A 19,497-nucleotide genomic window follows, 5' to 3' on the forward strand; every position below is an offset into this window, starting at 1 on the left:
CCCCGATATCATAAGACATGTGACCGTCCTGTGAACCTCGCAAGACGATCCCGTGACTTAGTTCGACGCGCCCGGAATGTTGGCCGGGTTGAAGTTGCCGATATTGCCCAGCAGCTGACGCAGGAAGCCGGTGTTCTCGACACTGGATTCGGTCACGCGGCGTTCCAGCGGGATGACGACCCCATCCTCCAGGCCAAAGCGTTCGACATTGCTGACCACCCCGCGCTGATCGAAGCTGATGGCAACCACCTCGCGCGAAACGACCTCGGGCCGTTTGGGGCCATAGTGGCGGATTCGGGACCGGACATAGTAATAGCCGGAATCGCGCACCACGCCCGAGGCACCGGGCGCGCCAACTGCCTCGGCCACACTTTCGCGTGTATCCGTGCCCACCTTGATCTCGGCCAGATCCTCGGCCGGAGGCACATAGCCGTGATTCCTGAAGATCGGAGTGCAGGCGGTGATCACAGCCAGACAGGCCACCAACGCAAGCGAACGCATCGCCGATTTCGACCTGTTTCCAATCATCAACATACGCACCCTCTTGCCTTGGCCTCTTGCGGCTTCTATCCGATTACAGAAACCGCTGCCACGGTTCAACACATAGAAAGGCTCACGAATGAGCGACGTTACTGCATTGCGGGTGGCCGACCTGCCACAAAACGCCCCCACCCGGTTCGAATTGCGCCCGGGAAAGGACGTGTTGGAGGCTATTGGCCGGGATCTGGGCCTGCTCGGCCTGCGCAAGCTCAGCTTTGTCGGAGATCTGCGCGCAGCAGGAAAACGCGACTGGGCGTTGTCCGGCAAGCTGGGGGCGACTGTGATTCAGCCCTGTGTGGTGACGCTTGAACCCGTGACCACCCGGATCGACATCCCAGTTTCGCGCCTATTTGTGGCCGACTGGACCGACCCTGACGAGCCCGAGTTCGAAATCCCCGAAGATGACGAGACCGAGCCATTGGGCGCTGAGATCGACCCCGCAGCCGTGATGGTCGAGGCGCTTTCGCTGGCCCTGCCCCAATACCCACGCAAGGACGGGGCCGAACTGGGTCAGGCCGACTATACCGAACCGGGCAAACAGGCGATGACGGATGAGGATGTCAAACCCTTCGCAGGGCTGGCGGAATTGCGCGATGCCCTGAAAAAAGACGAGTGACAGAGGTCTGATTTCCTGTCATAGCAGGCGGTCAGAAAAATCACTTGAACATGACGAGAATCGCAGTATTTTCGCGCGCTCATCGGATTTTGGGTTGGACATTTCGGGGCTGGTCCCCTAAACGCGCGTCAAACCACGATAAACGAAATATGAAACCACGGTCGGCGGCGAATCTGCTGACCCTCAGTAGACAAAGGTTGAGACCATGGCCGTCCAACAGAACAAAGTTTCCAAGTCGCGTCGCAACAACCGCCGCGCACACGACGCTCTGGTTGCTGCAAACCCGAACGAATGCCCGAACTGTGGCGAGCTGAAGCGCCCGCACCACGTTTGCGCATCCTGCGGCCACTATGACGATCGCGAAGTCGTCGCGCAGGCCGACGAAATCGACCTGGACGAAGACGCAGCCTAAGCCTGATTGAGCGCAGGCCAAGGCATGACTGAACAACCCACGCACGCCGAACGGATCACCATCTCGGTTGACGCTATGGGGGGGGACGAAGGTCCCGCAGTTGTTGTTGCAGGCCTCGCGGAATCGGCCAAAAAGAACCCCAATATCGGGTTTCTTCTGCACGGTCCGGAAGACATGCTGCGCAAGCTCGTGGCAAAACGGCGCGTCCTTGATGGGCGCGTCGCTTTTCGTGATTGCCCCGACGTGGTCACGATGGAAGACAAGCCCAGCCAGGTTGTGCGCAGCGGCAAGCAGACCTCGATGTGGTCCACGCTTGAGGCCGTCCGTCAGGGCGAGGCGCATGGCGCGGTGTCCTGCGGCAATACCGGCGCGCTGATGGCTTTGTCGATGATGCGCCTGCGCAAACTGCCCGGTGTGAACCGCCCGGCGATTGCGATTCTGTGGCCTTCGCGCAACCCGCAGGGGTTCAACGTGATGCTGGATGTCGGTGCGGATGTGCGCGCCGACGCCAAGGATCTGCTGCAATACGCCCTGATGGGCGCATCTTATGCCCGTAACGGCATGGCCCTGCACCGTCCCCGGATCGGGCTGCTGAATGTGGGCACCGAAGAACACAAGGGCCGCGCCGAGTTGAAAGAGGCGCATGCCATGATCGCCGATTTCGCCGAGCCTGCGAATTTCGATTTCGTGGGTTTTGTCGAAGGCAGCGACATTCCTGGCGACAAGGCAGATGTCATTGTAACCGATGGGTTTACCGGCAACGTCGCGATCAAGACCGGGGAAGGCACCGCCAGCCTGATTGGCGACCTGCTGCGGCAGGCGTTCAAATACACGCCACTGTCCCGGCTGGCCTCGATCCTTGCCATCACCTCGCTGAACCGTTTGAAAAAGCGGATCGACCCGCGACGTGTAAATGGCGGTGTGTTCCTTGGGCTGAACGGCACGGTGGTCAAATCCCATGGCAGCGCTGACCCGACCGGAGTGTCAGCGGCGGTCAAACTGGCCTTCACTTTGGCCGAGTCGGGTTTTGCCGAAAAATTGGCGGCACGGGTTGCATCGACGGCCCAGCTTGCACAAGATGCCGCGCAATCTGCGCCGCAGACGGAAAAATAACAAAAAAGGCAGTACCCCAGCATGGCAGGCCGCTCAGTTGTTGTAGGTGTCGGGCATTATTTGCCAGAACGCGTTGTTCCGAATTCCGAGTTCGAAAAGACACTCGACACCACCGATGAATGGATCCGGACCCGGTCCGGGATCGAACGTCGCCATTTTGCAGCCGAGGGCGAGACCACTTCGGATCTGGCCACCAACGCCGCCCAGGCGGCCCTTGCGGATGCCGGGCTTGAGGCGGACGATATCGACGCCATCGTCCTGGCCACCTCGACCGCTGACCTGACCTTCCCTTCCGCCGCGACGATGGTTCAGGCGCGGCTGGGCATGACCAAGGGGTTTGCCTTTGACGTACAAGCCGTTTGCGCCGGGTTTGTCTTTGCCCTCAGCAACGCCAACGCGCTGATTCTGTCGGGTCAGGCCAAACGCGTTCTGGTCATCGGGGCCGAGACGTTTTCGCGAATCATGGACTGGACCGACCGCTCGACCTGCGTGCTGTTTGGCGATGGCGCTGGGGCATTGGTGCTTGAGCATCAGGAAGGCCACGGCACCTCAGATGACCGGGGCATTCTGGCAACCGATCTGAATTCGGACGGGCGCTATCGGGAGTTGCTGTACGTGGATGGTGGCGTATCGACGCAATCCACCGGCTATCTGCGCATGCAAGGCAATCAGGTCTTCCGTCACGCTGTTGAAAAGCTGACCAAAACGGCCGAAACCGCCCTGTCGAGCGCTGGCCTGTCCAACGAGGATGTCGACTGGATCGTGCCGCATCAGGCCAATATCCGCATCATTCAAGGCACCGCCAAGAAAATGGGCCTGCCGATGGAAAACGTGGTCGTAACCGTGCAGGACCACGGAAACACCTCGGCCGCCTCGATCCCGCTGGCCCTGTCGGTGGGCAAACAGCGCGGGCAAATCAAGCCCGGCGATCTGTTGGTGACCGAAGCCATCGGCGGCGGCTTGGCCTGGGGCGCGGTTGTCCTGCGCTGGTAACAAGCGCATTCCAGCTTACACACCCGCCTGCAATTCATTGATATTGACAGCGAATTTGCGTGGACCCTATGCTTTGATATCAACAGGGGAAAAAGGTATGGGCGACAAAACACTGACCCGAATGGATCTGAGCGAGGCCGTCTTTCGTGAGGTGGGCCTTTCACGCAACGAAAGCGCACAGCTGGTCGAAAGCGTTCTGAACCACATGTCTGACGCTTTGGTGCGCGGCGAGCAGGTGAAAATCTCGTCTTTTGGTACGTTCAGCGTTCGCGACAAAACCGCCCGTATCGGTCGCAACCCCAAAACCGGCGAAGAGGTTCCGATTCAGCCGCGCCGCGTGCTGACCTTCCGCCCGTCGCATCTGATGAAAGATCGCGTCGCTGCCGGGAATCGCAAGTAACCCGAGGGCCGCACGGACATGAGCAAATCTCCCGACGCGTTTCGCACAATCTCTGAGGTTGCGGACTGGCTCGGTGTTCAGGCCCATGTTCTGCGGTTTTGGGAAAGCCGGTTTACCCAGGTCAAACCTGTCAAACGGGCCGGAGGACGGCGGTACTACCGCCCCAATGATATGCGCCTGCTGGGCGGTATCAAAAAGCTGCTGCATGAAGATGGCATAACGATCAAAGGCGTGCAGCGCATTCTGCGCGAACAGGGCATCGCGCATGTGGCGTCGCTGTCGCCAGAGCTGGACGATGTCGCAGCGTCTGAAAACGCCGGTGATGATACTGTCGTACCCTTCACCTCCGCCCCTGCCCCAGCGTCGGAACAGATTCATATGGATTTGGGCGAACCGCAGGCGGCGCGGCCAGACGTCGCACCCGCGCAGGAACCCGAACTGGACGCGGCCCCACTGATGGGGGGAATCGCCTCACTGGCCTGGAACCGGTCCGAGTTTGATGAGGAACTTCTGGGCCGAATCGCGCCGCTGGCGAAAGACCTGCGCAAATGGCTGGATCGGGTCGAAACCCAAGCGGCGGGATAGGACAAAAAGGCAGTGTTTTCCTCTTGCCCCTGCCGGGAAATTCTTTATGAACACCTCAACGTCGGGCTATGGCGCAGCCTGGTAGCGCGTCCGTCTGGGGGACGGAAGGTCGCAGGTTCGAGTCCTGCTAGCCCGACCAAATCACACCGACGTTTATGGCAGACAGGCCAGATCCCGCTCTGGCATCAGGGGGGATCGGAATGACAGGTGTATGTCCAAATCAACAGATCGAAGCGATGATCACGCGCGGCGAGGTCACCGCGAGCCCGGATGTGATCCCTGCACAGGTGCAACCGGCCAGTCTTGATCTGCGTTTGGGAACAGTGGCTTACCGGGTACGCGCGTCGTTTCTGGCCGGTGAAGGGCGCTCAGTCGCCGACCGGCTGGCCGAGTTCGAGATGCACCGCATCGACATCACCGACGGGGCCGTTCTGGAAAAAGGCTGCGTTTATCTGGTGCCGCTGATGGAATCGCTGGCCCTGCCCGACAGCATCACGGCCGTGGCCAACGCCAAAAGCTCGACCGGGCGTCTTGACCTGCTGACACGTACCATCACCGATGGCGGGACCGAGTTTGACCGGGTTCCTGCAGGCTATACCGGACCGCTATACGCCGAGATTTGCCCGCGATCATTCTCGGTGCTTGTCCGTCCGGGGATGCGCCTGAACCAGATCCGGTTCCGTCAGGGACAGGCCGTTTTGACCGACGCGGAACTGATGACGCTGCACGGGGAATCGCCTTTGGTCGATGGGCCTGCGGTGATTCAGGACGGGCTGGGGTTCTCGGTCGATCTGCAATTGCCCGACAGTGATCTGGTGGGATACCGCGCCAAGCCCCACACCGGGGTGATCGATCTGGACTGGATCGGCGAATATGACCCGCAGGAATACTGGGAAGAGGTGCGCACCACAGACGGTCGCATCATCCTCGACCCCGGCGCGTTCTACATTCTGGTCAGCCGCGAGGCGGTGCATATTCCGCCCATGTATGCCGCCGAAATGGCCCCCTATCTGGCCATGGTCGGAGAGTTTCGCGTGCATTACGCGGGCTTCTTCGACCCCGGATTTGGCCACGCTGCCGCAGGCGGTGCCGGGTCGCGCGGAGTGCTGGAGGTGCGCTGCCACGAGGCCCCGTTTGTGCTGGAACACGGGCAGGTTGTCGGGCGGCTGGTTTATGAGAAAATGGCCGAGATGCCGACGCAACTATACGGTGCGGGCATTGCGTCGAACTATCAGGGTCAGGGCCTGAAACTGTCCAAACATTTCAAGGCCGTAGGGTAGTTCTCAGAATTTCATGAACCGGCGCATCTGCCGCGTCATCCGCTGGGCCTGTCTCAGGTTCTTTGCGTGATTTGCCGTGTTGGGGCGTTTCTGCGGACCCGGTGCTGCATCGGGCTTTTGACCTTTGCGGGCGGCCATATCAAACCCTTTGTCCACGCCCTTGTTGACAAGACGGCGCATGACCTGTCGCACGATCATGTCGATGATCCGATTGGCATTCATTGCTCAACTCCGTTTCTCAAACCACAAGATAGGCATCCTGTGCGGCAACAAAAGGGCGGCGCGATCACTCTTCCTCGAACAGCTCGCTTTGATCCTCATTCTCAGCGTCGTCCTGCGCCTCCCCCAACGGGATTGTGCCCGGCGGCGGACGGTTTTCCAGCAACCCTGCGGCGCGCAGTTCTTTCAGCCCCGGCAGGTCGCGAGCGTTTTCCAGCCCGAAGTGATCCAGAAACTGCGGCGTCACCACGAACGTCACCGGGCGGCCCGGCGTCATCCGGCGGCGGCCCAGCCTGATCCACTCCATCTCAAGCAACTGGTCGATGGTCCCGCGAGAGACCGAGACTCCCCGGATTTCCTCGATCTCGGCGCGTGTGCAGGGCTGGTGATAGGCCACAATCGCCAACGTCTCGATAGCCGCGCGGCTTAGCTTGCGGGTCTCGACCGTTTCCTTCTGCATCAGAAAACCAAGATCGGCGGCGGTTCGGATCGCCCATGCGTCGCCGACGCGTACAACGCACACACCGCGCCCTTCATAGCGTTTCTGAAGTAATTCAACCGCTTGCCCCGCATTGCTGCCATGAGGCATCCGCGCTTCGAGGTCGGCAATGGTGACCGGCTCGGCGCTGGCAAACAGCACCGCTTCGACCATGCGTTCCTGCTCGGCCAACGGGGGCGCTTCGAACAGGGTACCGGTCTCTTCGGGGGTGTCAGTCACGTGTTTCGGTCCTCTTGCGCAATTGGATCGGGGCAAAGGTGTCGCTTTGCTTGATCTCCATATGTCCTTCTTTCACCAGCTCCAGCGAGGCCGCAAAGGTCGCCGCCGTGGCTGATCTGCGCCGCACCGGGTCGGCGTCCCAGCCTTGGGGCAGATAGGTCTCCATATCCGTCCACGTCCCCGCAAACCCGATCAGCGGACGCATCCGTTCCAATGCCTGCTCCATCGTGAAGACGGCGTCGCGGTCCATCACAAAGGGGCGGAATTCGTCGCGGGTGCGGATACGCGCATAGCCCTGCATCAGGTCCAGCAGCGTGGCGGAATAGGTCACGGTGCGGATGCGGGTCACATCCTCGCCCTGCCCGCGCTTGAAGAAATCGCGCCCCAACTGGTCGCGCGCCATCAGACGCGCGGCGGCGTCGCGCATGGCTTGCAGACGTTCCAACTGGAACGCCAGATGCGCCGCCAGTTCCTCGCCCGACGGCCCTTCGTCATCCGGGTCCGGCGGCAGCAGCAAGCGGGATTTCAGAAAGGCCAACCAAGCGGCCATCACCAGATAATCGGCGGCCAGTTCGATCCGCAGCGCCCGCGCCTTTTCAACAAAGGCCAGATATTGCTGCGCCAGCGCAAGAACCGAGATTTTTCGCAGATCGACCTTTTGCGTGCGCGACAAGGTCAGCAGCACATCCAGCGGGCCTTCGAACCCGTCAACGTCAACAATCAGCGCCTCGGCGGCCAGCCGATCGGCGACCGAGACCGGGTCTTCGCTGAAAAGGTTATCGTTCATATACCTGCCCGCCCATTAGGGCAGATAGTTCCGCCTCGGCGGCCTCAATGTCAAGTTCCGCAGGGGTTTTGCGCATGGTCAGGGCGCGCTCTGCGCGGGTCTGCGCCGCCTGCGTCATCTGGCCCGCAGCTTCCAGCACCTCGGCCCGTTCGGCAAAGCTGCCATTGCAGTGCAGAACAACGTCACAGCCCGCCTGTAGCGCCTGCCGCGACAGGTCCGCGACAGAACCGCTGAGCGCTTTCATCGAGATGTCGTCGGTCATGATCAGCCCTTCAAACCCGATAACCTCGCGGATCACGCGCATCATCGGGGCCGAGATCGTGGCCGGGGTCTGGTCAATCTGTTCGAACACCAGATGGGCCGTCATCCCCATAGGCAGATCGTTCAACGCGCGGAAGGGCGCAAAATCAGTTTCGGTGAGTTCATCCAGCGACAGATCAACGCGCGGCAGATCGAAATGGGTGTCCAGCGTCGCCCGACCATGGCCCGGCATGTGCTTGACCACGGGCAGAACCCCGCCATCCAGATGCGCCTGAGCCACGGCGCGCCCGATCTGACCAATCGTGCCCGCATCCTCGCCATAACAGCGATTGCGCAGAAAGGCATGGGTTTCCGCCCGTGCGGTATCCACCATTGGGGCGCAGTTGCTGTCGATCCCAAGCTCGAACAATTCATGCGCAATCAGGCGATAGCGCAGATACATGGCCCGTTCCGCCTGATCCCCTGCCCGTTCGGCGTGATCCAGTGGCGGCATCCATTCGCGCGCCAGTGGCGCGCGCAGGCGCTGCACGCGCCCGCCTTCCTGATCGATTGTGATAGGACAGTTGCGCCCGACGGATTCGCGGAAATCATCGCAGAGCGCGCGCACCTGATCGGCGCTTTCGATATTCCGGGCAAACAGAATGAACCCGAACGGGTTCATCTCGCGGAACAAGGCCCTTTCATCATCGGTCAGCCGCAAACCTTCGGCATCGGTGATTACGGCCCCGAAACTCACCTGACGGCCACCGGGATGCAGTCAGCCCCTTGCGCCACCAGCGCGGCGCAGAATTGACGCGAGTCGCTCAGGTCTTCAAATCCCAGCACGCGCAGGCGATAAAACGTGCGCCCACCGCTTGAGGTTCGCTGAATAACACGCTGTTTACCATTCATATATTCGCCAAATCGACCATCCAGACGAGACCATTCCGCCTTGGCCACATCAGCGCTTTCGAACGCCCCAAGCTGCGCCAAACGGGTGCCCTTGCTCAGCGTGTCGGGGTCAACATCCAAACCAGCCGCAGCCTTCACGGCGGCATTGATCGCATCCTCCGAGGCAGCAGCGGCCGAAACACGGCGCGCGGGCCGCGTGTTGGGGCGAAGCGAGCGGCGTACGCCCGGCAGTTCCGCAATCGCCGGATCAGGCAGAGATGCGGCCAGATCGGCGGGGTCAATGGCGGGTTCTTCTTCGGGCGTCGCCAGCGCGGCAACCTGCACACCGGGTTCCGCCTCTTGCTGGTTCCGCGCGGCCTCGCCCGCCAGTTCAGCGACCAGCGCGTCAACCGCGTTCTGCCGCAGTTCTGCCGCCTCCTGGTTCGAAATCGGCTCTTCCATCACATGCAGCGCCTGAGTTGGCATCAACTCTCCGGCGGGCAGGTCTTCGTCGGTCAGCGAGACCGGGCGTGGGGCAAGGATCAGGCGATCCGCAGGTGCCGCAGCCGAGCCTTCGGCAGCGACGGCATTGACGGCAAGCCCCTGATGGTCGGCAGGCTGGCCACCCGGATTTTCGGGTTGAATACGCATCGGCCCTTCGGCGGCGCGCACGACCGGGACGCCACTGACATCCCGCATGACCAACTTGTAGCTCCAGATACCGACACCGGCGACCAGCGCCAGAGAGGCCACCGCCCCCAGCACATTCACCGCTTTGCCCAGCCCGAAAGAGCCACGCGGCGCATCGTCAGCGTGCGCATCCTGTGCATGCGGTTGATTCGTGTAATGCATATGCTCGGGGCCTTGCTGCCCCGAGTAATCGTAACTCGCCATGTCCGCCTCACTGCCCGTTTGCGCCTTAAAAACACGGCGCGCGGGTCATTTCTTGCCTACCTCAGACCGGCGTTTCGGGCGATTTTGTTACCGCATCTCCTGCGCCGGAGTGACGCCAAGAATACCCAAGCCCGCTGAAATCACAACAGAAACAGCCCGCGCCAAGGCGATTTTCGACTGGCTTGTGGCAACATCGCCATCCTGGATGAAGCGCAATTGGGTTTCATCATTGCCTTTGTTCCACAATGCATGGAAATCCCCTGCGAGTTCATACAGATAGAAGGCAACCCTGTGCGGCTCATTGGTGCGCGCCGCGATTTCCACCAAGCGCGGCCATTCGGCCAGCTTCTTCGCCACAGTCAGTTCCGAGGCGTGATCGTTCTTGCTGAGGTCAGCACCTGTAAGCGTCGCATCATCGGCGGCAATCCCGGCCTCGGCGGCGCGACGCAGCACGCTCATGACCCGCGCATGGGCGTATTGCACGTAGAACACGGGGTTCTCGCGGCTTTGCTCCAGCACCTTGTCGAAATCGAAATCCAGAGGCGCGTCGTTCTTGCGCGTCAGCATCACGAAACGGGTCACATCCGGGCCAACCTGATCGACCACATCGCGCAGCGTGACAAAGTTCCCGGCCCGCTTGGACATCTTGAACGGCTCGCCATTCTTCCACAGCTTCACCAACTGCGTCAGCTTGATATCCAGCGGCACCTTGCCATCGGACAGCGCCGAAACAGCCGCCTTCATCCGTTTGACATAGCCACCATGGTCAGCACCAAACACGTCGATCAGCGCGTCAAAACCACGGCTCACCTTGTCATAGTGATAGGCGATATCGGGGGCGAAATAGGTCCAGCTGCCGTCCGATTTCTTGACCGGGCGGTCCACGTCATCACCATGCTCGGTGGATTTGAACAGGGTCTGCTCGCGCGGTTCCCAATCCTCGGGCTTCTTGCCTTTGGGCGGCTCCAACACGCCTTCATAGATCAAGCCCTTGTCGGTCAGCGACGCCAGCGCAGCCTCAATCCGGCCTGTGCCATAGAGGGATTTCTCCGAGAAGAACACGTCCATCTCAACGCCCAGCGCCTTCAGATCGGCGCGGATCAGGTCCATCATCGCGTCGGTCGAGAACTCGCGCAGGTCCTCCAGCCATTCGCTTTCCGGCTTGTCGATCAGACTGTCGCCATATTTCTCTTTCAGCGCCTCACCGATCGGGATCAGGTAGTCACCGGGATAAAGACCTTCGGCAATCTCGGGGCTGAGGCCATTGGCCTCGCGATACCGTTCATAGGCCGAGCGTGCCAGCACATCCACCTGCGCGCCGCCATCGTTGATGTAATACTCGCGGGTCACGTCATGACCCGAATAGGCCAAGAGGCTTGCCAAGGCATCGCCGAACACCGCGCCCCGCGTATGGCCCACATGCAACGGGCCGGTGGGGTTGGCCGAGACATACTCAACATTGACCTTCTGCCCCTGCCCCATGGTCGAGCGGCCATAGTCGGTGCCCTGCTCCAGCACCGCCGCCAGTACGCCCTGCCAGACGGTCGGCGCAAGCCGCAGGTTCAGAAAGCCCGGCCCGGCCACCTCGGCGCTGGTGATCCGCCCGTCCTCGGCCAGTTTCCCGGCCAGCACATCAGCAATGTCGCGCGGCTTCATCTTGGCCGGTTTCGCCAGCACCATCGCCGCGTTGGTCGCCATGTCGCCATGCGCCGCGTCGCGCGGAGGTTCGACCGCCACGTTGTCAAAGCTCAGCCCCTCGGGCAGCGCGCCTTCGGACTGCATCTGCGCCAGCGCGTCCAGTACCAGGGCACGGATCTCGGAAAACAGGTTCATTACGGATGTCCTTTTGCTTGCCGGGCGGTTTACCACGCACCACGCCAAGGTCAATGGACGCCTAAAGTTTGCGCTTGGTTTACCGTCAAAGCCCGCTAGTGTCGGCAGAAATCCACGAACCGGAGATCCGACAATGCGCCTTGCCCTGCCGTTGAGCCTGATGCTGACCACCGCCCTGCCGCTCTGGGCCGATATACCCGCGCCGCAGGGCCATGTGCTGCTGACACTGGGCGGAGCCGTGACCGAGACCAACCTGCCCGCCCGCGGCGAGAATGACGGCGGGTTGTTGGGTTATCTTGAGGTCCAGCACGACGGCGCGGCTGGTTTCGATGCTGTGATGCTGGACGGGCTCGAACAGGTCGAGATCACCATAGCCTACGGCCCCGAAGGCAATCAGCGCGACATCGCATTCTCCGGCCCGCGCCTGTCAGATGTGATGACCATGGCCGGGGCCGAGGGGAAGACGGCAAAGCCGATGGCGTTGGACGGTTATCAGGCCGAAATCCCGTGGGACAGCATCTCAGCACATCAACCGATTGTTGCCACGCACGCCGATAGCAACCCGATGGGCATCGGTGGCTATGGCCCGACCATGATCGTCTTCCCGCCCACCGACGACCCCGATCTGGCGCAGGAACAGGCCAGTCAGCAGGTCTGGGCACTGGCCTATATCGGGATCGAGTGATCAGCCTCCGGTCAGCCGCGCATGATCCTGCAGGGCGAACCGGTCCGTCATGCCCGCGATGTAATCCGATACTATCCGGGCCAAAGCCGTCTCATCACCGGCCGCTTCGATATCGTCATGCCAATGACCCGGCATCTGTTTCGGGTCATTCAGATAAATCGGGAACAGTTCCTCGACCACTTTGCTGACCTTGGCCCGCACTTCCATCACCGAAGGCGCGCGGTACATTCGCGTGAAAAGGAAGGCGCGAATTTCTTTCAGCTGAGCCCAGAGATCACCCGAGAACTGGATGACCGGATACCCGAGGTGCCGGATGTCTTCGACAGACCCCGCCCCCGAAGCCGCGATCAGATCGCCCGAGGTGTCAATGACGTCCGAGACCATGACGCCAAATACCCGCCGCAACGCTTCATGCCGACGGCGGTAAGGGTCGAGGCCTGGGTATTTGGCGTCCACCTCGGCAAAACACGCGCCGACAATCGGCAGGTTCTGAATGTCTGCATCCGTGAACAGGCCCGCCCGCAACCCGTCGAACAAATCATGATTGTTATACGCGATATCATCTGAAAGCGCCGCCACCTGCGCCTCGGCGCTGGCATGGGTGTGCAGTTCAAGGTCAAACCCCTGATTGCACTCGGCCAGTGCCCAGGGCAGTTCGCCGACCACCGGGCCATTATGCTTGGCGATCCCTTCCAGACATTCCCATGTCAGATTGCAGCCATCAAACTCGGCATAGTGACGTTCCAGCTTGGTCACGATCCGAATGGCCTGCGCATTGTGATCAAACCCGCCATAGGGCGCCATCAGCGCGTGCAAGGCGTCCTCGCCTGTATGCCCGAACGGCGTGTGTCCCAGATCATGAGCCAAAGCCACGGCCTCGGTCAGTTCGGGGTTCAGCCCCAACGCCCCGGCAATGGTACGCGCCACCTGAGCGACTTCGATGGAATGGGTCAGACGGGTGCGATAGCTGTCGCCTTCATGCTCGACAAACACCTGCGTCTTGTGTTTGAGCCGCCGAAACGCGCTGGCATGAATAATCCGGTCGCGATCACGCTGAAAGCATGACCGGAAACTGCTCTCCTCCTCCGGCACCAGCCGCCCCCGCGCGCGGGCTGGGTCCGAGGCAAAACCCGCTCTTTCCAAAGGTCTTGTCCTTGTCGCCTGTCCTGAGGTTTCATATATTGTACCCGGCTTAGGAAATAAACCTTTGGAGATTGGCATGAATCTGCCCCCAACAGTCACGGAACGCGCCTTTGATCGCCTCGCCGAGATCGGCGCAGCGGATCAGGGTCAAGCCCTGCGCGTCGCGGTGGAAGGCGGCGGATGTTCCGGTTTTCAATACGAAATCGCACTGGATAAACCTCAGGACGACGATCTGGTTCTTGAGGGCAAGGGCCAAAAGGTCATCGTGGATTCCGTTTCCCTGCCGTTTCTTGAAAATGCCGTCATCGACTTCACCCAGGAACTGATCGGCGCGCGGTTTGTGATCGAGAACCCCAACGCCACCTCCTCCTGCGGCTGCGGCACCTCTTTTTCCATGTAGCGCAGGTGGGGGCCAGCCCCCACACCCCCGGGATATTTGTAGCCAGATGAAGCAGGGATCCGTCTCTTCATCTGGCCATAAATATCCCGGAGCGCGAGGCAGAGCCTCGCAAACCCGCCATCCGCCTTGCCGTTGGGCCGGTTCTGCGCGATAGGTTGCCCTGAGGCATCGGAGGAGCGCGCATGAAAATCGCCACGTTCAATATCAACGGCATCAAGGCGCGGGCCGAGGCCCTGCCCCGGTGGCTGGATGATGCGCAGCCCGATGTCGTTCTGCTGCAAGAGATCAAATCGGTGGACGAGAACTTTCCACGCGAGTTGTTCGAAGAGCGTGGTTACAATGTCGAAACCCATGGCCAGAAGAGTTTCAACGGGGTTGCAATCCTGTCGAAACTGCCGCTTGAGGATGTTTCGCGCGGATTGCCCGGAGATGACGAAGATGAGCAGGCGCGCTGGATCGAGGCAACCGTTGTTGGAAAGCAGGCCTTACGGATTTGCGGGCTGTACCTGCCCAATGGCAACCCGGCTCCGGGCCCCAAATACGACTATAAGCTTGCCTGGATGGAACGCCTATATGCGCGCGCCAAGGACTTGATGGCCAGTGAAGAACCCGCGCTGATGGCCGGGGACTACAACATCATTCCGCAGCCCGACGACGCCAAACGCCCCGATGCGTGGCGCGAGGATGCTCTGTTTCGCCCCGAGAGCCGCGCGGCGTTTCGCAAGATCCTGAATCTTGGGTTTACCGAGGCGTTTCGCGCCCGCACCCAAGGCCCCGGGCACTACTCGTTTTGGGATTACCAAGCGGGGGCCTGGAACAGGAATGACGGCATCCGGATCGACCATTTTCTACTGACGCCGCAAGCCGCCGACCTGATGCGCGACTGCCGGATTGATGCCGAGGTCCGTGGGCATGAAAAGCCGTCGGATCACGTTCCGGTCTGGGTGGATCTGGAGATCTGACAGATCAGGCGGTCACGTCGTGGCTGTAAATCCATTCGTACCGGCGCGTCAGATGCGGCCCCAGGGCTGAAAGCGCCAGCTGCGCGGCAAACCGCATGGGGCCTTGCAGGTGAAAGTTGCGGGCGTTTGCGGCAGCTGTGGCGACGACACGCTGGGCGCGAGGGATGCGTGTTGCCTCATAGGCCGCAAGGGCGCGGGCCACGCCCGATTGGTCCGTGAAGGACCGCGCCAATACCCAGGCGTCTTCCAGTGCCAGACAGGCCCCCTGCGCCATGAAAGGCAAGGTTGGGTGCGCGCCGTCCCCAAGCAAGGCAACACGCCCGTTTTGCCATGTCTGGGCGACGGGCCGCAGGAACAGCGCCCAGACATGCGCTTCCTTCACCTCGGCCAAAATATCGCGCACGGGGCCACCGAAGTCAGCGAACCGGGCGCGCAGATCATCTGGATCGCCCTGCTTGCGCCAGCCTTCTTCCTGCCAGTCAGACCGCTCTTCTACTGCCACGATATTCATGAGTTTCTGGTCGCGCAGAGGGTAAGTCACCACATGGCGGCGTGGACCCATTGTAAGGGTTGCGCGCGGCTCTGCTTCGGCACCACTCCACGGGAGCGTCGCGCGCCAGGCGACCTGATGGGTGAAACTGGGCATCTCGGGCCCGTTCAAGTCGGGCCGGATGGCGCTTCGCCCGCCATCGGCGGCTATGGCACATTCGGCGCGGAGGCGTTCCCCGTTAGCCAACACAATCTCGGCTTCTGCGGGGTGCTTGTGCACCTGGGTCACGCGCGCATTTAATCGTATGTCCACGCCCGCCTTTTTGGCCGCGTCATGCAGCAGATCCAGAAGATCGGCGCGGTGGTAGTAATAGGTCGCCCCCGCCGTCGGGCCCGGAACGCGGCTGATCACACGCCCTTTGCGATAGTCGCACAACACCGTGCCGTAAGATCGCTGCCCCAGTTCGGGGATGTCCGAGACCACGTTCAGGGCGTGCAGAACGCGCATCCCGTTTGCGCTGATCTGCAGGCCCGCCCCGACCTCGGTCAAGGCGGGGGCCTGTTCCAGCACTGTCACTTGCGCCCCGCGTTGGCGCAAAGCCAGCGCTGCGGCCAGCCCGCCGATGCCGCCGCCGATGACACAGAATCTAAGTCCGTCGATATTCATGCCCTTGGCTTAACGCAAAAACGCCGAGGCGACAGGCCCCGGCGTTTGTGTTCTTGTGGATTCCGCAGCGATCAATCGTCGCGGTGAACCTTCTCGCGCCGCTCGTGGCGTTCCTGCGCCTCTAGCGTCATGGTTGCAATCGGACGCGCATCCAGACGTTTCAGCGAGATCGGATCGCCTGTCTTTTCGCAATACCCGTATTCGCCTTCGTCGATCCGGCGCAGGGCCGAGTCGATCTTGGCCACCAGCTTGCGCTGACGATCCCGGGTGCGCAGTTCCAGCGCACGGTCGGTTTCCTCGCTTGCGCGATCGGCGACATCGGGAATGTTTCGGGTGTTGTCTTGCAGCCCTTCGATCGTGTCGCGGCTGCCTGCGAGTAATTCTGTCTTCCAATCCAGCAGCTTGCGCCGAAAATACTCAAGCTGCCGATCATTCATGAAAGGTTCATCTTCGGCCGGGCGGTAATCGTCCGGCAGAAAAACTTCCTGCTTCATATTTGCTCCCTCGGTATGGCCTGAAACGTCGGTAGCGGTAGTATCACCTGACATTTGGCACCCCCTTCTGCGCAGCGTTTATCCGACGGGCACACGATTGTCACTACACAAACGTAGGACCAGCGCGCCGGGTCGCTAGGCTGTCTAAATATGAGACTTGAAACAACAAAACGTTGTTTTTCAGTGGTCATACGCAGGTTTTTTTGAGGCAAGTTTCAACCGGCGGCACAACGGGGGACCTGCGAATCACGTAAAAGGGTTTGGAGTCGTTGCGATTTTCCGCTGAATCGACGCAGCGACCCGGGTTGTCAAAAACCCCACCCCTCTGTAACCCGGAACCCAGATCGCCCGCATCCGCGCGCTACCACATGAGGGGCCCATGACCGCACGTTTCCAAGGCACAGCCGAATATGTTGCCACAGACGACCTGAATATCGCCGTGAACGCCGCCGTCACGCTGGAACGCCCCCTGTTGGTCAAGGGGGAACCCGGCACCGGCAAAACCGAGCTGGCCAAACAGGTGGCTGGTGCGTTGGGTCTGAAAATGATCGAGTGGAATGTGAAATCCACCACCCGTGCGCAGCAGGGCCTTTATGAATACGACGCCGTCAGCCGGTTGCGCGACAGTCAGCTGGGTGAAGAGCGCGTGCATGACGTCGCGAACTATATCCGCAAGGGTAAACTGTGGCAGGCGTTCGAGGCGGACGAAAAGGTCGTTCTGCTGATCGACGAAATCGACAAGGCCGATATCGAGTTTCCAAACGACCTGCTGCAGGAACTCGATAAGATGGAGTTCCATGTCTACGAGACCGGCGAGACCATCCGGGCCCAGAACCGCCCCATCGTCATCATCACTTCGAACAACGAAAAGGAACTGCCCGACGCCTTCCTGCGCCGCTGTTTCTTCCACTATATCCGCTTCCCGGACGAGGCCACAATGCGCCGCATTGTCGAGGTGCATCACCCCGGCATCAAGGATGCACTGCTGACCACCGCCCTGACGCAGTTCTACGAAATCCGCGAGACGCAGGGGCTGAAGAAAAAGCCCTCGACCTCGGAAGTGCTGGACTGGCTCAAGCTGCTCTTGGCCGAGGATCTGACCGCCGAGGATCTGAAACGCGATGGGGCCAATGCCCTGCCCAAGCTGCACGGGGCGCTGCTGAAGAACGAGCAGGACGTGCATCTGTTCGAGCGTCTGGCCTTTATGGCGCGCAGCAAGCGCTAAATTGCCTTTGAACAGGCTGTGAACGCGGCTTGCCTTGCGACGGGGTGGATGTCAGCATCGAAAGACCTAAGGTTATCTCAGGAACAGGACGCATCGCTTGGCCAACGCACCGAAAATTCGCCCCCTCACGGCTGAGGACAGGGATCAATGGGCCGAGATGTGGCACGCCTATCTGGCGTTCTATGAAACCTCCGTCCCGGATGAGGTCTACCACACCACGTTTGAGCGCCTGTTAGGCGATGATCCGCAGGATTTCTCGTGCTTTGTCGCTGAACAGGATGGCAGGCTTGTCGGCCTGACGCATTATCTGTTCCACCGCCACGCTTGGAAGGTTGAAAAGGTGTGCTATCTGCAGGACCTGTTTGCCTGGCCCGAAGCACGCGGTACCGGAGTCGGGCGCGCCCTGATCCAGGCGGTGTATGACGAGGCTGACCGACAAGGCGCGCCGTCGGTCTACTGGCTGACGCAGGATTTCAACCACACGGCACGAAAGCTATATGACCGGATCGGCACGCTGACGCCCTTTATCAGGTACAATCGCTCATGATGCGTTGGGGCGCGCTTGCTGCGGCACTGGTGCTTTCCGCCTGCGCATCCGTCGAACGGATCGAGCTGCCGGACAGCGTGAAAGTTGTCGAACGGTCACTGCCCCCGGCCAAGACGTTTTCAACGGCGCGCCCTACCCCTCCGGCGCGATCGAACACCAACATCGCTTCGGATTTTGTCGATCTGCATTTCGCACTGGAAGGCGGTACAAAACTGCCGGTGTTCACACGGTTCGAGACACCGGTCACGGTCCGTCTGACCGGCAGGCCCACGCCCAGTATGCAGCGTGATCTGACCAGCCTTCTGTCGCGGCTGCAACGCGAAGCCCGGATCGATATTCGCCAGATCACCGAGGGTCAGGCCAACATCACTATCGAGGCCGTCAGCCAGCGCGACATTCACCGCATCCTGCCAAACGCGGCCTGTTTCGTGGTGCCCAACTCCTCCAGCCTGGAAGAATACCGCCGCGACCGGCGCAAGATCAAAAGCAGCTGGACCGAGCTGCGCCAGCGCGAGCGATTGGGGATTTTTATCCCCTACGATGTCAGCCCTCAGGAAATGCGCGATTGCCTGCATGAAGAACTGGCACAGGCGCTGGGGCCGTTGAACGACCTGTATCACCTGCCGGATTCGGTGTTCAACGACGACAATATCCACACCGTTCTGACCGGGTTCGACATGCTGATCCTGCGGGCGGCCTATGCGCCCGAGCTGCGCACCGGCATGACCCGCGAACAGGTCGAGGCGGTGATCCCGGGTGTGCTGAGCCGTCTGAACCCGCGCGGCGATCGGCTGGCAGTGCAGCCATTGACCGAAACACCGCGCGAATGGATCGACGCAATCAACAAATCCCTCGGCCCCGGCCCCGGATCCCCCCGGCAAATGCGTGCCGCCCAACGGGCCGCCGAAATCGGTCGGCAACTGGGATGGACCGACCATCGCCGCGCCTATCCGCATTACCTGATGGGCCGCATGGTCCAGTTCCGCGATCCGGCAGCGGCGTTGCAACAATATCAGATCGCCATGCAGTTCCTGAACGCCACACCGGGAACCGAGGTGCACCGCGCCCACGTCACAACCCAGACCGCCGCCTTTGCCCTGGCACAGGATCGCGGGCCGGACGTGCTGCCGCAGCTGGACAGCGCCATTGATGTGATGACCCGTGCCGAAAATGCCTCACTCCTCGCGACGTTGCTACTGCTGAAATCCGAGGCGTTGAAGCAGGCCGGACAGATGCAGCAGGCACGCGCCGTCAGGGTGGACAGTCTGGGGTGGGCGCGATACGGGTTTGGCTCGGATCTGGTGGTGCAGTCGCTGGTGGAAAGCGGCGCGGCTGGACGTTTGGACAACAATACAAGCGGATGA

The 19,497-nt window shown here is 61.1% G+C and carries 22 protein-coding genes, 1 tRNA gene and 1 pseudogene; 14 read left to right on the forward strand and 10 right to left on the reverse strand.

From position 1 onward, the window contains the following. Positions 1-57 precede the first annotated feature (57 nt). Positions 58-534 carry an outer membrane protein assembly factor BamE domain-containing protein gene (locus ACR0KX_RS08880; protein WP_170450082.1) on the reverse strand — a complete coding sequence of 159 codons (477 nt, stop codon included), beginning with the start codon at positions 532-534 and terminating at the stop codon, positions 58-60. Positions 535-619: 85 nt separating this feature from the next. Between ACR0KX_RS08880 and ACR0KX_RS08885 the strand changes: the two genes are divergently transcribed. From ACR0KX_RS08885 to ACR0KX_RS08920, 8 genes are all read left to right on the forward strand, one after another. Further along, positions 620-1,156: a DUF177 domain-containing protein gene (locus ACR0KX_RS08885; RefSeq protein ID WP_170621944.1), complete on the forward strand. Its 537-nt coding sequence runs from the start codon at positions 620-622 to the stop codon at positions 1,154-1,156. Positions 1,157-1,361: 205 nt separating this feature from the next. Further along, positions 1,362-1,568 carry a 50S ribosomal protein L32 gene (gene rpmF / locus ACR0KX_RS08890; RefSeq protein WP_008756996.1) on the forward strand — a complete coding sequence of 69 codons (207 nt, stop codon included), beginning with the start codon at positions 1,362-1,364 and terminating at the stop codon, positions 1,566-1,568. Between the two features lie 24 nt (positions 1,569-1,592). Further along, on the forward strand, positions 1,593-2,681 hold the full coding sequence (gene plsX / locus ACR0KX_RS08895; protein WP_170621945.1) for a phosphate acyltransferase PlsX: 1,089 nt from the start codon (positions 1,593-1,595) through the stop codon (positions 2,679-2,681). A 21-nt stretch (positions 2,682-2,702) separates the two neighbouring features. Then, a complete protein-coding gene (locus ACR0KX_RS08900) occupies positions 2,703-3,674 on the forward strand; it encodes a beta-ketoacyl-ACP synthase III (protein ID WP_170621946.1) in 972 nt (323 codons plus the stop codon). Between the two features lie 97 nt (positions 3,675-3,771). Next, positions 3,772-4,074, forward strand: a complete 303-nt coding sequence (gene ihfA / locus ACR0KX_RS08905; protein WP_008755922.1) for an integration host factor subunit alpha — start codon at positions 3,772-3,774, stop codon at positions 4,072-4,074. 18 nt (positions 4,075-4,092) lie between these two features. Next, on the forward strand, positions 4,093-4,659 hold the full coding sequence (locus ACR0KX_RS08910) for a MerR family transcriptional regulator (RefSeq protein ID WP_170621947.1): 567 nt from the start codon (positions 4,093-4,095) through the stop codon (positions 4,657-4,659). Between the two features lie 62 nt (positions 4,660-4,721). After that, positions 4,722-4,798 (forward strand) — tRNA-Pro (locus tag ACR0KX_RS08915). A 61-nt stretch (positions 4,799-4,859) separates the two neighbouring features. Then, on the forward strand, positions 4,860-5,939 hold the full coding sequence (locus ACR0KX_RS08920) for a 2'-deoxycytidine 5'-triphosphate deaminase (RefSeq protein WP_170621948.1): 1,080 nt from the start codon (positions 4,860-4,862) through the stop codon (positions 5,937-5,939). A 3-nt stretch (positions 5,940-5,942) separates the two neighbouring features. Here the strand turns inward: ACR0KX_RS08920 and ACR0KX_RS08925 are convergent, their stop codons facing one another. The 6 genes from ACR0KX_RS08925 to argS all read right to left on the reverse strand — a co-directional run bounded on the left by ACR0KX_RS08925 (position 5,943) and on the right by argS (position 11,521). Beyond that, positions 5,943-6,161 carry a hypothetical protein gene (locus ACR0KX_RS08925; RefSeq protein ID WP_170450070.1) on the reverse strand — a complete coding sequence of 73 codons (219 nt, stop codon included), beginning with the start codon at positions 6,159-6,161 and terminating at the stop codon, positions 5,943-5,945. A gap of 64 nt (positions 6,162-6,225) precedes the next feature. Further along, positions 6,226-6,876, reverse strand: a complete 651-nt coding sequence (scpB, locus tag ACR0KX_RS08930) for an SMC-Scp complex subunit ScpB (protein WP_170519178.1) — start codon at positions 6,874-6,876, stop codon at positions 6,226-6,228. Further along, positions 6,869-7,663 carry a segregation and condensation protein A gene (locus tag ACR0KX_RS08935; protein ID WP_170450066.1) on the reverse strand — a complete coding sequence of 265 codons (795 nt, stop codon included), beginning with the start codon at positions 7,661-7,663 and terminating at the stop codon, positions 6,869-6,871. Before ACR0KX_RS08935 ends, scpB begins: the two co-directional genes overlap by 8 nt. Next, entirely contained in the window at positions 7,653-8,660 is a 1,008-nt protein-coding gene (nagZ, locus tag ACR0KX_RS08940) for a beta-N-acetylhexosaminidase (protein ID WP_170621949.1), read from the reverse strand. Before nagZ ends, ACR0KX_RS08935 begins: the two co-directional genes overlap by 11 nt. Further along, positions 8,657-9,688 (reverse strand): SPOR domain-containing protein, encoded by a 1,032-nt coding sequence (locus ACR0KX_RS08945; RefSeq protein ID WP_170621950.1) that lies wholly within the window; start codon positions 9,686-9,688, stop codon positions 8,657-8,659. The genes nagZ and ACR0KX_RS08945 overlap by 4 nt, the downstream gene beginning before the upstream one ends. An 87-nt stretch (positions 9,689-9,775) precedes the next feature. Next, on the reverse strand, positions 9,776-11,521 hold the full coding sequence (gene argS, locus ACR0KX_RS08950; RefSeq protein WP_170621951.1) for an arginine--tRNA ligase: 1,746 nt from the start codon (positions 11,519-11,521) through the stop codon (positions 9,776-9,778). Between the two features lie 133 nt (positions 11,522-11,654). On the opposite strand from argS, the gene ACR0KX_RS08955 reads away from it, so the two are divergent. After that, positions 11,655-12,206, forward strand: a complete 552-nt coding sequence (locus ACR0KX_RS08955) for a molybdopterin-binding protein (protein WP_170450060.1) — start codon at positions 11,655-11,657, stop codon at positions 12,204-12,206. Here the strand turns inward: ACR0KX_RS08955 and ACR0KX_RS08960 are convergent, their stop codons facing one another. Further along, positions 12,207-13,349: a deoxyguanosinetriphosphate triphosphohydrolase gene (locus ACR0KX_RS08960; protein WP_170621952.1), complete on the reverse strand. Its 1,143-nt coding sequence runs from the start codon at positions 13,347-13,349 to the stop codon at positions 12,207-12,209. Between the two features lie 76 nt (positions 13,350-13,425). Between ACR0KX_RS08960 and ACR0KX_RS08965 the strand changes: the two genes are divergently transcribed. After that, positions 13,426-13,749, forward strand: a complete 324-nt coding sequence (locus tag ACR0KX_RS08965; protein WP_170450056.1) for a HesB/IscA family protein — start codon at positions 13,426-13,428, stop codon at positions 13,747-13,749. 182 nt (positions 13,750-13,931) lie between these two features. After that, positions 13,932-14,711, forward strand: coding sequence for an exodeoxyribonuclease III (xth, locus tag ACR0KX_RS08970; protein ID WP_170450054.1), 780 nt, complete (start codon positions 13,932-13,934; stop codon positions 14,709-14,711). 4 nt (positions 14,712-14,715) lie between these two features. On the opposite strand, the gene ACR0KX_RS08975 is transcribed toward xth, so the two are convergent. Then, positions 14,716-15,867: an FAD-dependent oxidoreductase gene (locus tag ACR0KX_RS08975; protein ID WP_170621953.1), complete on the reverse strand. Its 1,152-nt coding sequence runs from the start codon at positions 15,865-15,867 to the stop codon at positions 14,716-14,718. 71 nt (positions 15,868-15,938) lie between these two features. Continuing rightward, on the reverse strand, positions 15,939-16,361 hold the full coding sequence (gene dksA / locus ACR0KX_RS08980; protein ID WP_170450050.1) for an RNA polymerase-binding protein DksA: 423 nt from the start codon (positions 16,359-16,361) through the stop codon (positions 15,939-15,941). A 379-nt stretch (positions 16,362-16,740) separates the two neighbouring features. Here dksA and ACR0KX_RS08985 point away from each other — a divergent pair, with 379 nt between their 5' ends. From ACR0KX_RS08985 to ACR0KX_RS08995, 3 genes and pseudogenes are all read left to right on the forward strand, one after another. Beyond that, the gene (locus tag ACR0KX_RS08985) at positions 16,741-17,586 is read left to right on the forward strand and encodes an AAA family ATPase (RefSeq protein WP_170450048.1); all 846 of its coding nucleotides are present in this window, start codon (positions 16,741-16,743) and stop codon (positions 17,584-17,586) included. A gap of 88 nt (positions 17,587-17,674) precedes the next feature. Continuing rightward, positions 17,675-18,133, forward strand: a pseudogene (locus ACR0KX_RS08990) (N-acetyltransferase family protein); the annotation flags it as partial. Then, on the forward strand, positions 18,130-19,497 hold the full coding sequence (locus tag ACR0KX_RS08995; protein ID WP_170621955.1) for a DUF2927 domain-containing protein: 1,368 nt from the start codon (positions 18,130-18,132) through the stop codon (positions 19,495-19,497). The pseudogene ACR0KX_RS08990 and the gene ACR0KX_RS08995, both read left to right, overlap by 4 nt.

The sequence above is a fragment of the Ruegeria sp. BG5 genome, assembly GCF_056538425.1.

What these genes read in the sequence shown, in the direction of transcription:
- plsX (WP_170621945.1), top strand. Translation starts at nt 1,593, where the DNA reads ATGACTGAACAACCCACGCACGCCGAACGGATCACCATCTCGGTTGAC.
- ACR0KX_RS08975 (WP_170621953.1), bottom strand. Translation starts at nt 15,867, where the DNA reads ATGAATATCGACGGACTTAGATTCTGTGTCATCGGCGGCGGCATCGGC.
- argS (WP_170621951.1), bottom strand. Translation starts at nt 11,521, where the DNA reads ATGAACCTGTTTTCCGAGATCCGTGCCCTGGTACTGGACGCGCTGGCG.
- xth (WP_170450054.1), top strand. Translation starts at nt 13,932, where the DNA reads ATGAAAATCGCCACGTTCAATATCAACGGCATCAAGGCGCGGGCCGAG.
- ACR0KX_RS08920 (WP_170621948.1), top strand. Translation starts at nt 4,860, where the DNA reads ATGACAGGTGTATGTCCAAATCAACAGATCGAAGCGATGATCACGCGC.
- ACR0KX_RS08900 (WP_170621946.1), top strand. Translation starts at nt 2,703, where the DNA reads ATGGCAGGCCGCTCAGTTGTTGTAGGTGTCGGGCATTATTTGCCAGAA.
- rpmF (WP_008756996.1), top strand. Translation starts at nt 1,362, where the DNA reads ATGGCCGTCCAACAGAACAAAGTTTCCAAGTCGCGTCGCAACAACCGC.
- ihfA (WP_008755922.1), top strand. Translation starts at nt 3,772, where the DNA reads ATGGGCGACAAAACACTGACCCGAATGGATCTGAGCGAGGCCGTCTTT.
- ACR0KX_RS08985 (WP_170450048.1), top strand. Translation starts at nt 16,741, where the DNA reads ATGACCGCACGTTTCCAAGGCACAGCCGAATATGTTGCCACAGACGAC.
- ACR0KX_RS08880 (WP_170450082.1), bottom strand. Translation starts at nt 534, where the DNA reads ATGTTGATGATTGGAAACAGGTCGAAATCGGCGATGCGTTCGCTTGCG.
- ACR0KX_RS08935 (WP_170450066.1), bottom strand. Translation starts at nt 7,663, where the DNA reads ATGAACGATAACCTTTTCAGCGAAGACCCGGTCTCGGTCGCCGATCGG.
- ACR0KX_RS08955 (WP_170450060.1), top strand. Translation starts at nt 11,655, where the DNA reads ATGCGCCTTGCCCTGCCGTTGAGCCTGATGCTGACCACCGCCCTGCCG.
- ACR0KX_RS08910 (WP_170621947.1), top strand. Translation starts at nt 4,093, where the DNA reads ATGAGCAAATCTCCCGACGCGTTTCGCACAATCTCTGAGGTTGCGGAC.
- ACR0KX_RS08945 (WP_170621950.1), bottom strand. Translation starts at nt 9,688, where the DNA reads ATGGCGAGTTACGATTACTCGGGGCAGCAAGGCCCCGAGCATATGCAT.
- ACR0KX_RS08885 (WP_170621944.1), top strand. Translation starts at nt 620, where the DNA reads ATGAGCGACGTTACTGCATTGCGGGTGGCCGACCTGCCACAAAACGCC.
- ACR0KX_RS08965 (WP_170450056.1), top strand. Translation starts at nt 13,426, where the DNA reads ATGAATCTGCCCCCAACAGTCACGGAACGCGCCTTTGATCGCCTCGCC.
- ACR0KX_RS08995 (WP_170621955.1), top strand. Translation starts at nt 18,130, where the DNA reads ATGATGCGTTGGGGCGCGCTTGCTGCGGCACTGGTGCTTTCCGCCTGC.
- ACR0KX_RS08925 (WP_170450070.1), bottom strand. Translation starts at nt 6,161, where the DNA reads ATGAATGCCAATCGGATCATCGACATGATCGTGCGACAGGTCATGCGC.
- dksA (WP_170450050.1), bottom strand. Translation starts at nt 16,361, where the DNA reads ATGAAGCAGGAAGTTTTTCTGCCGGACGATTACCGCCCGGCCGAAGAT.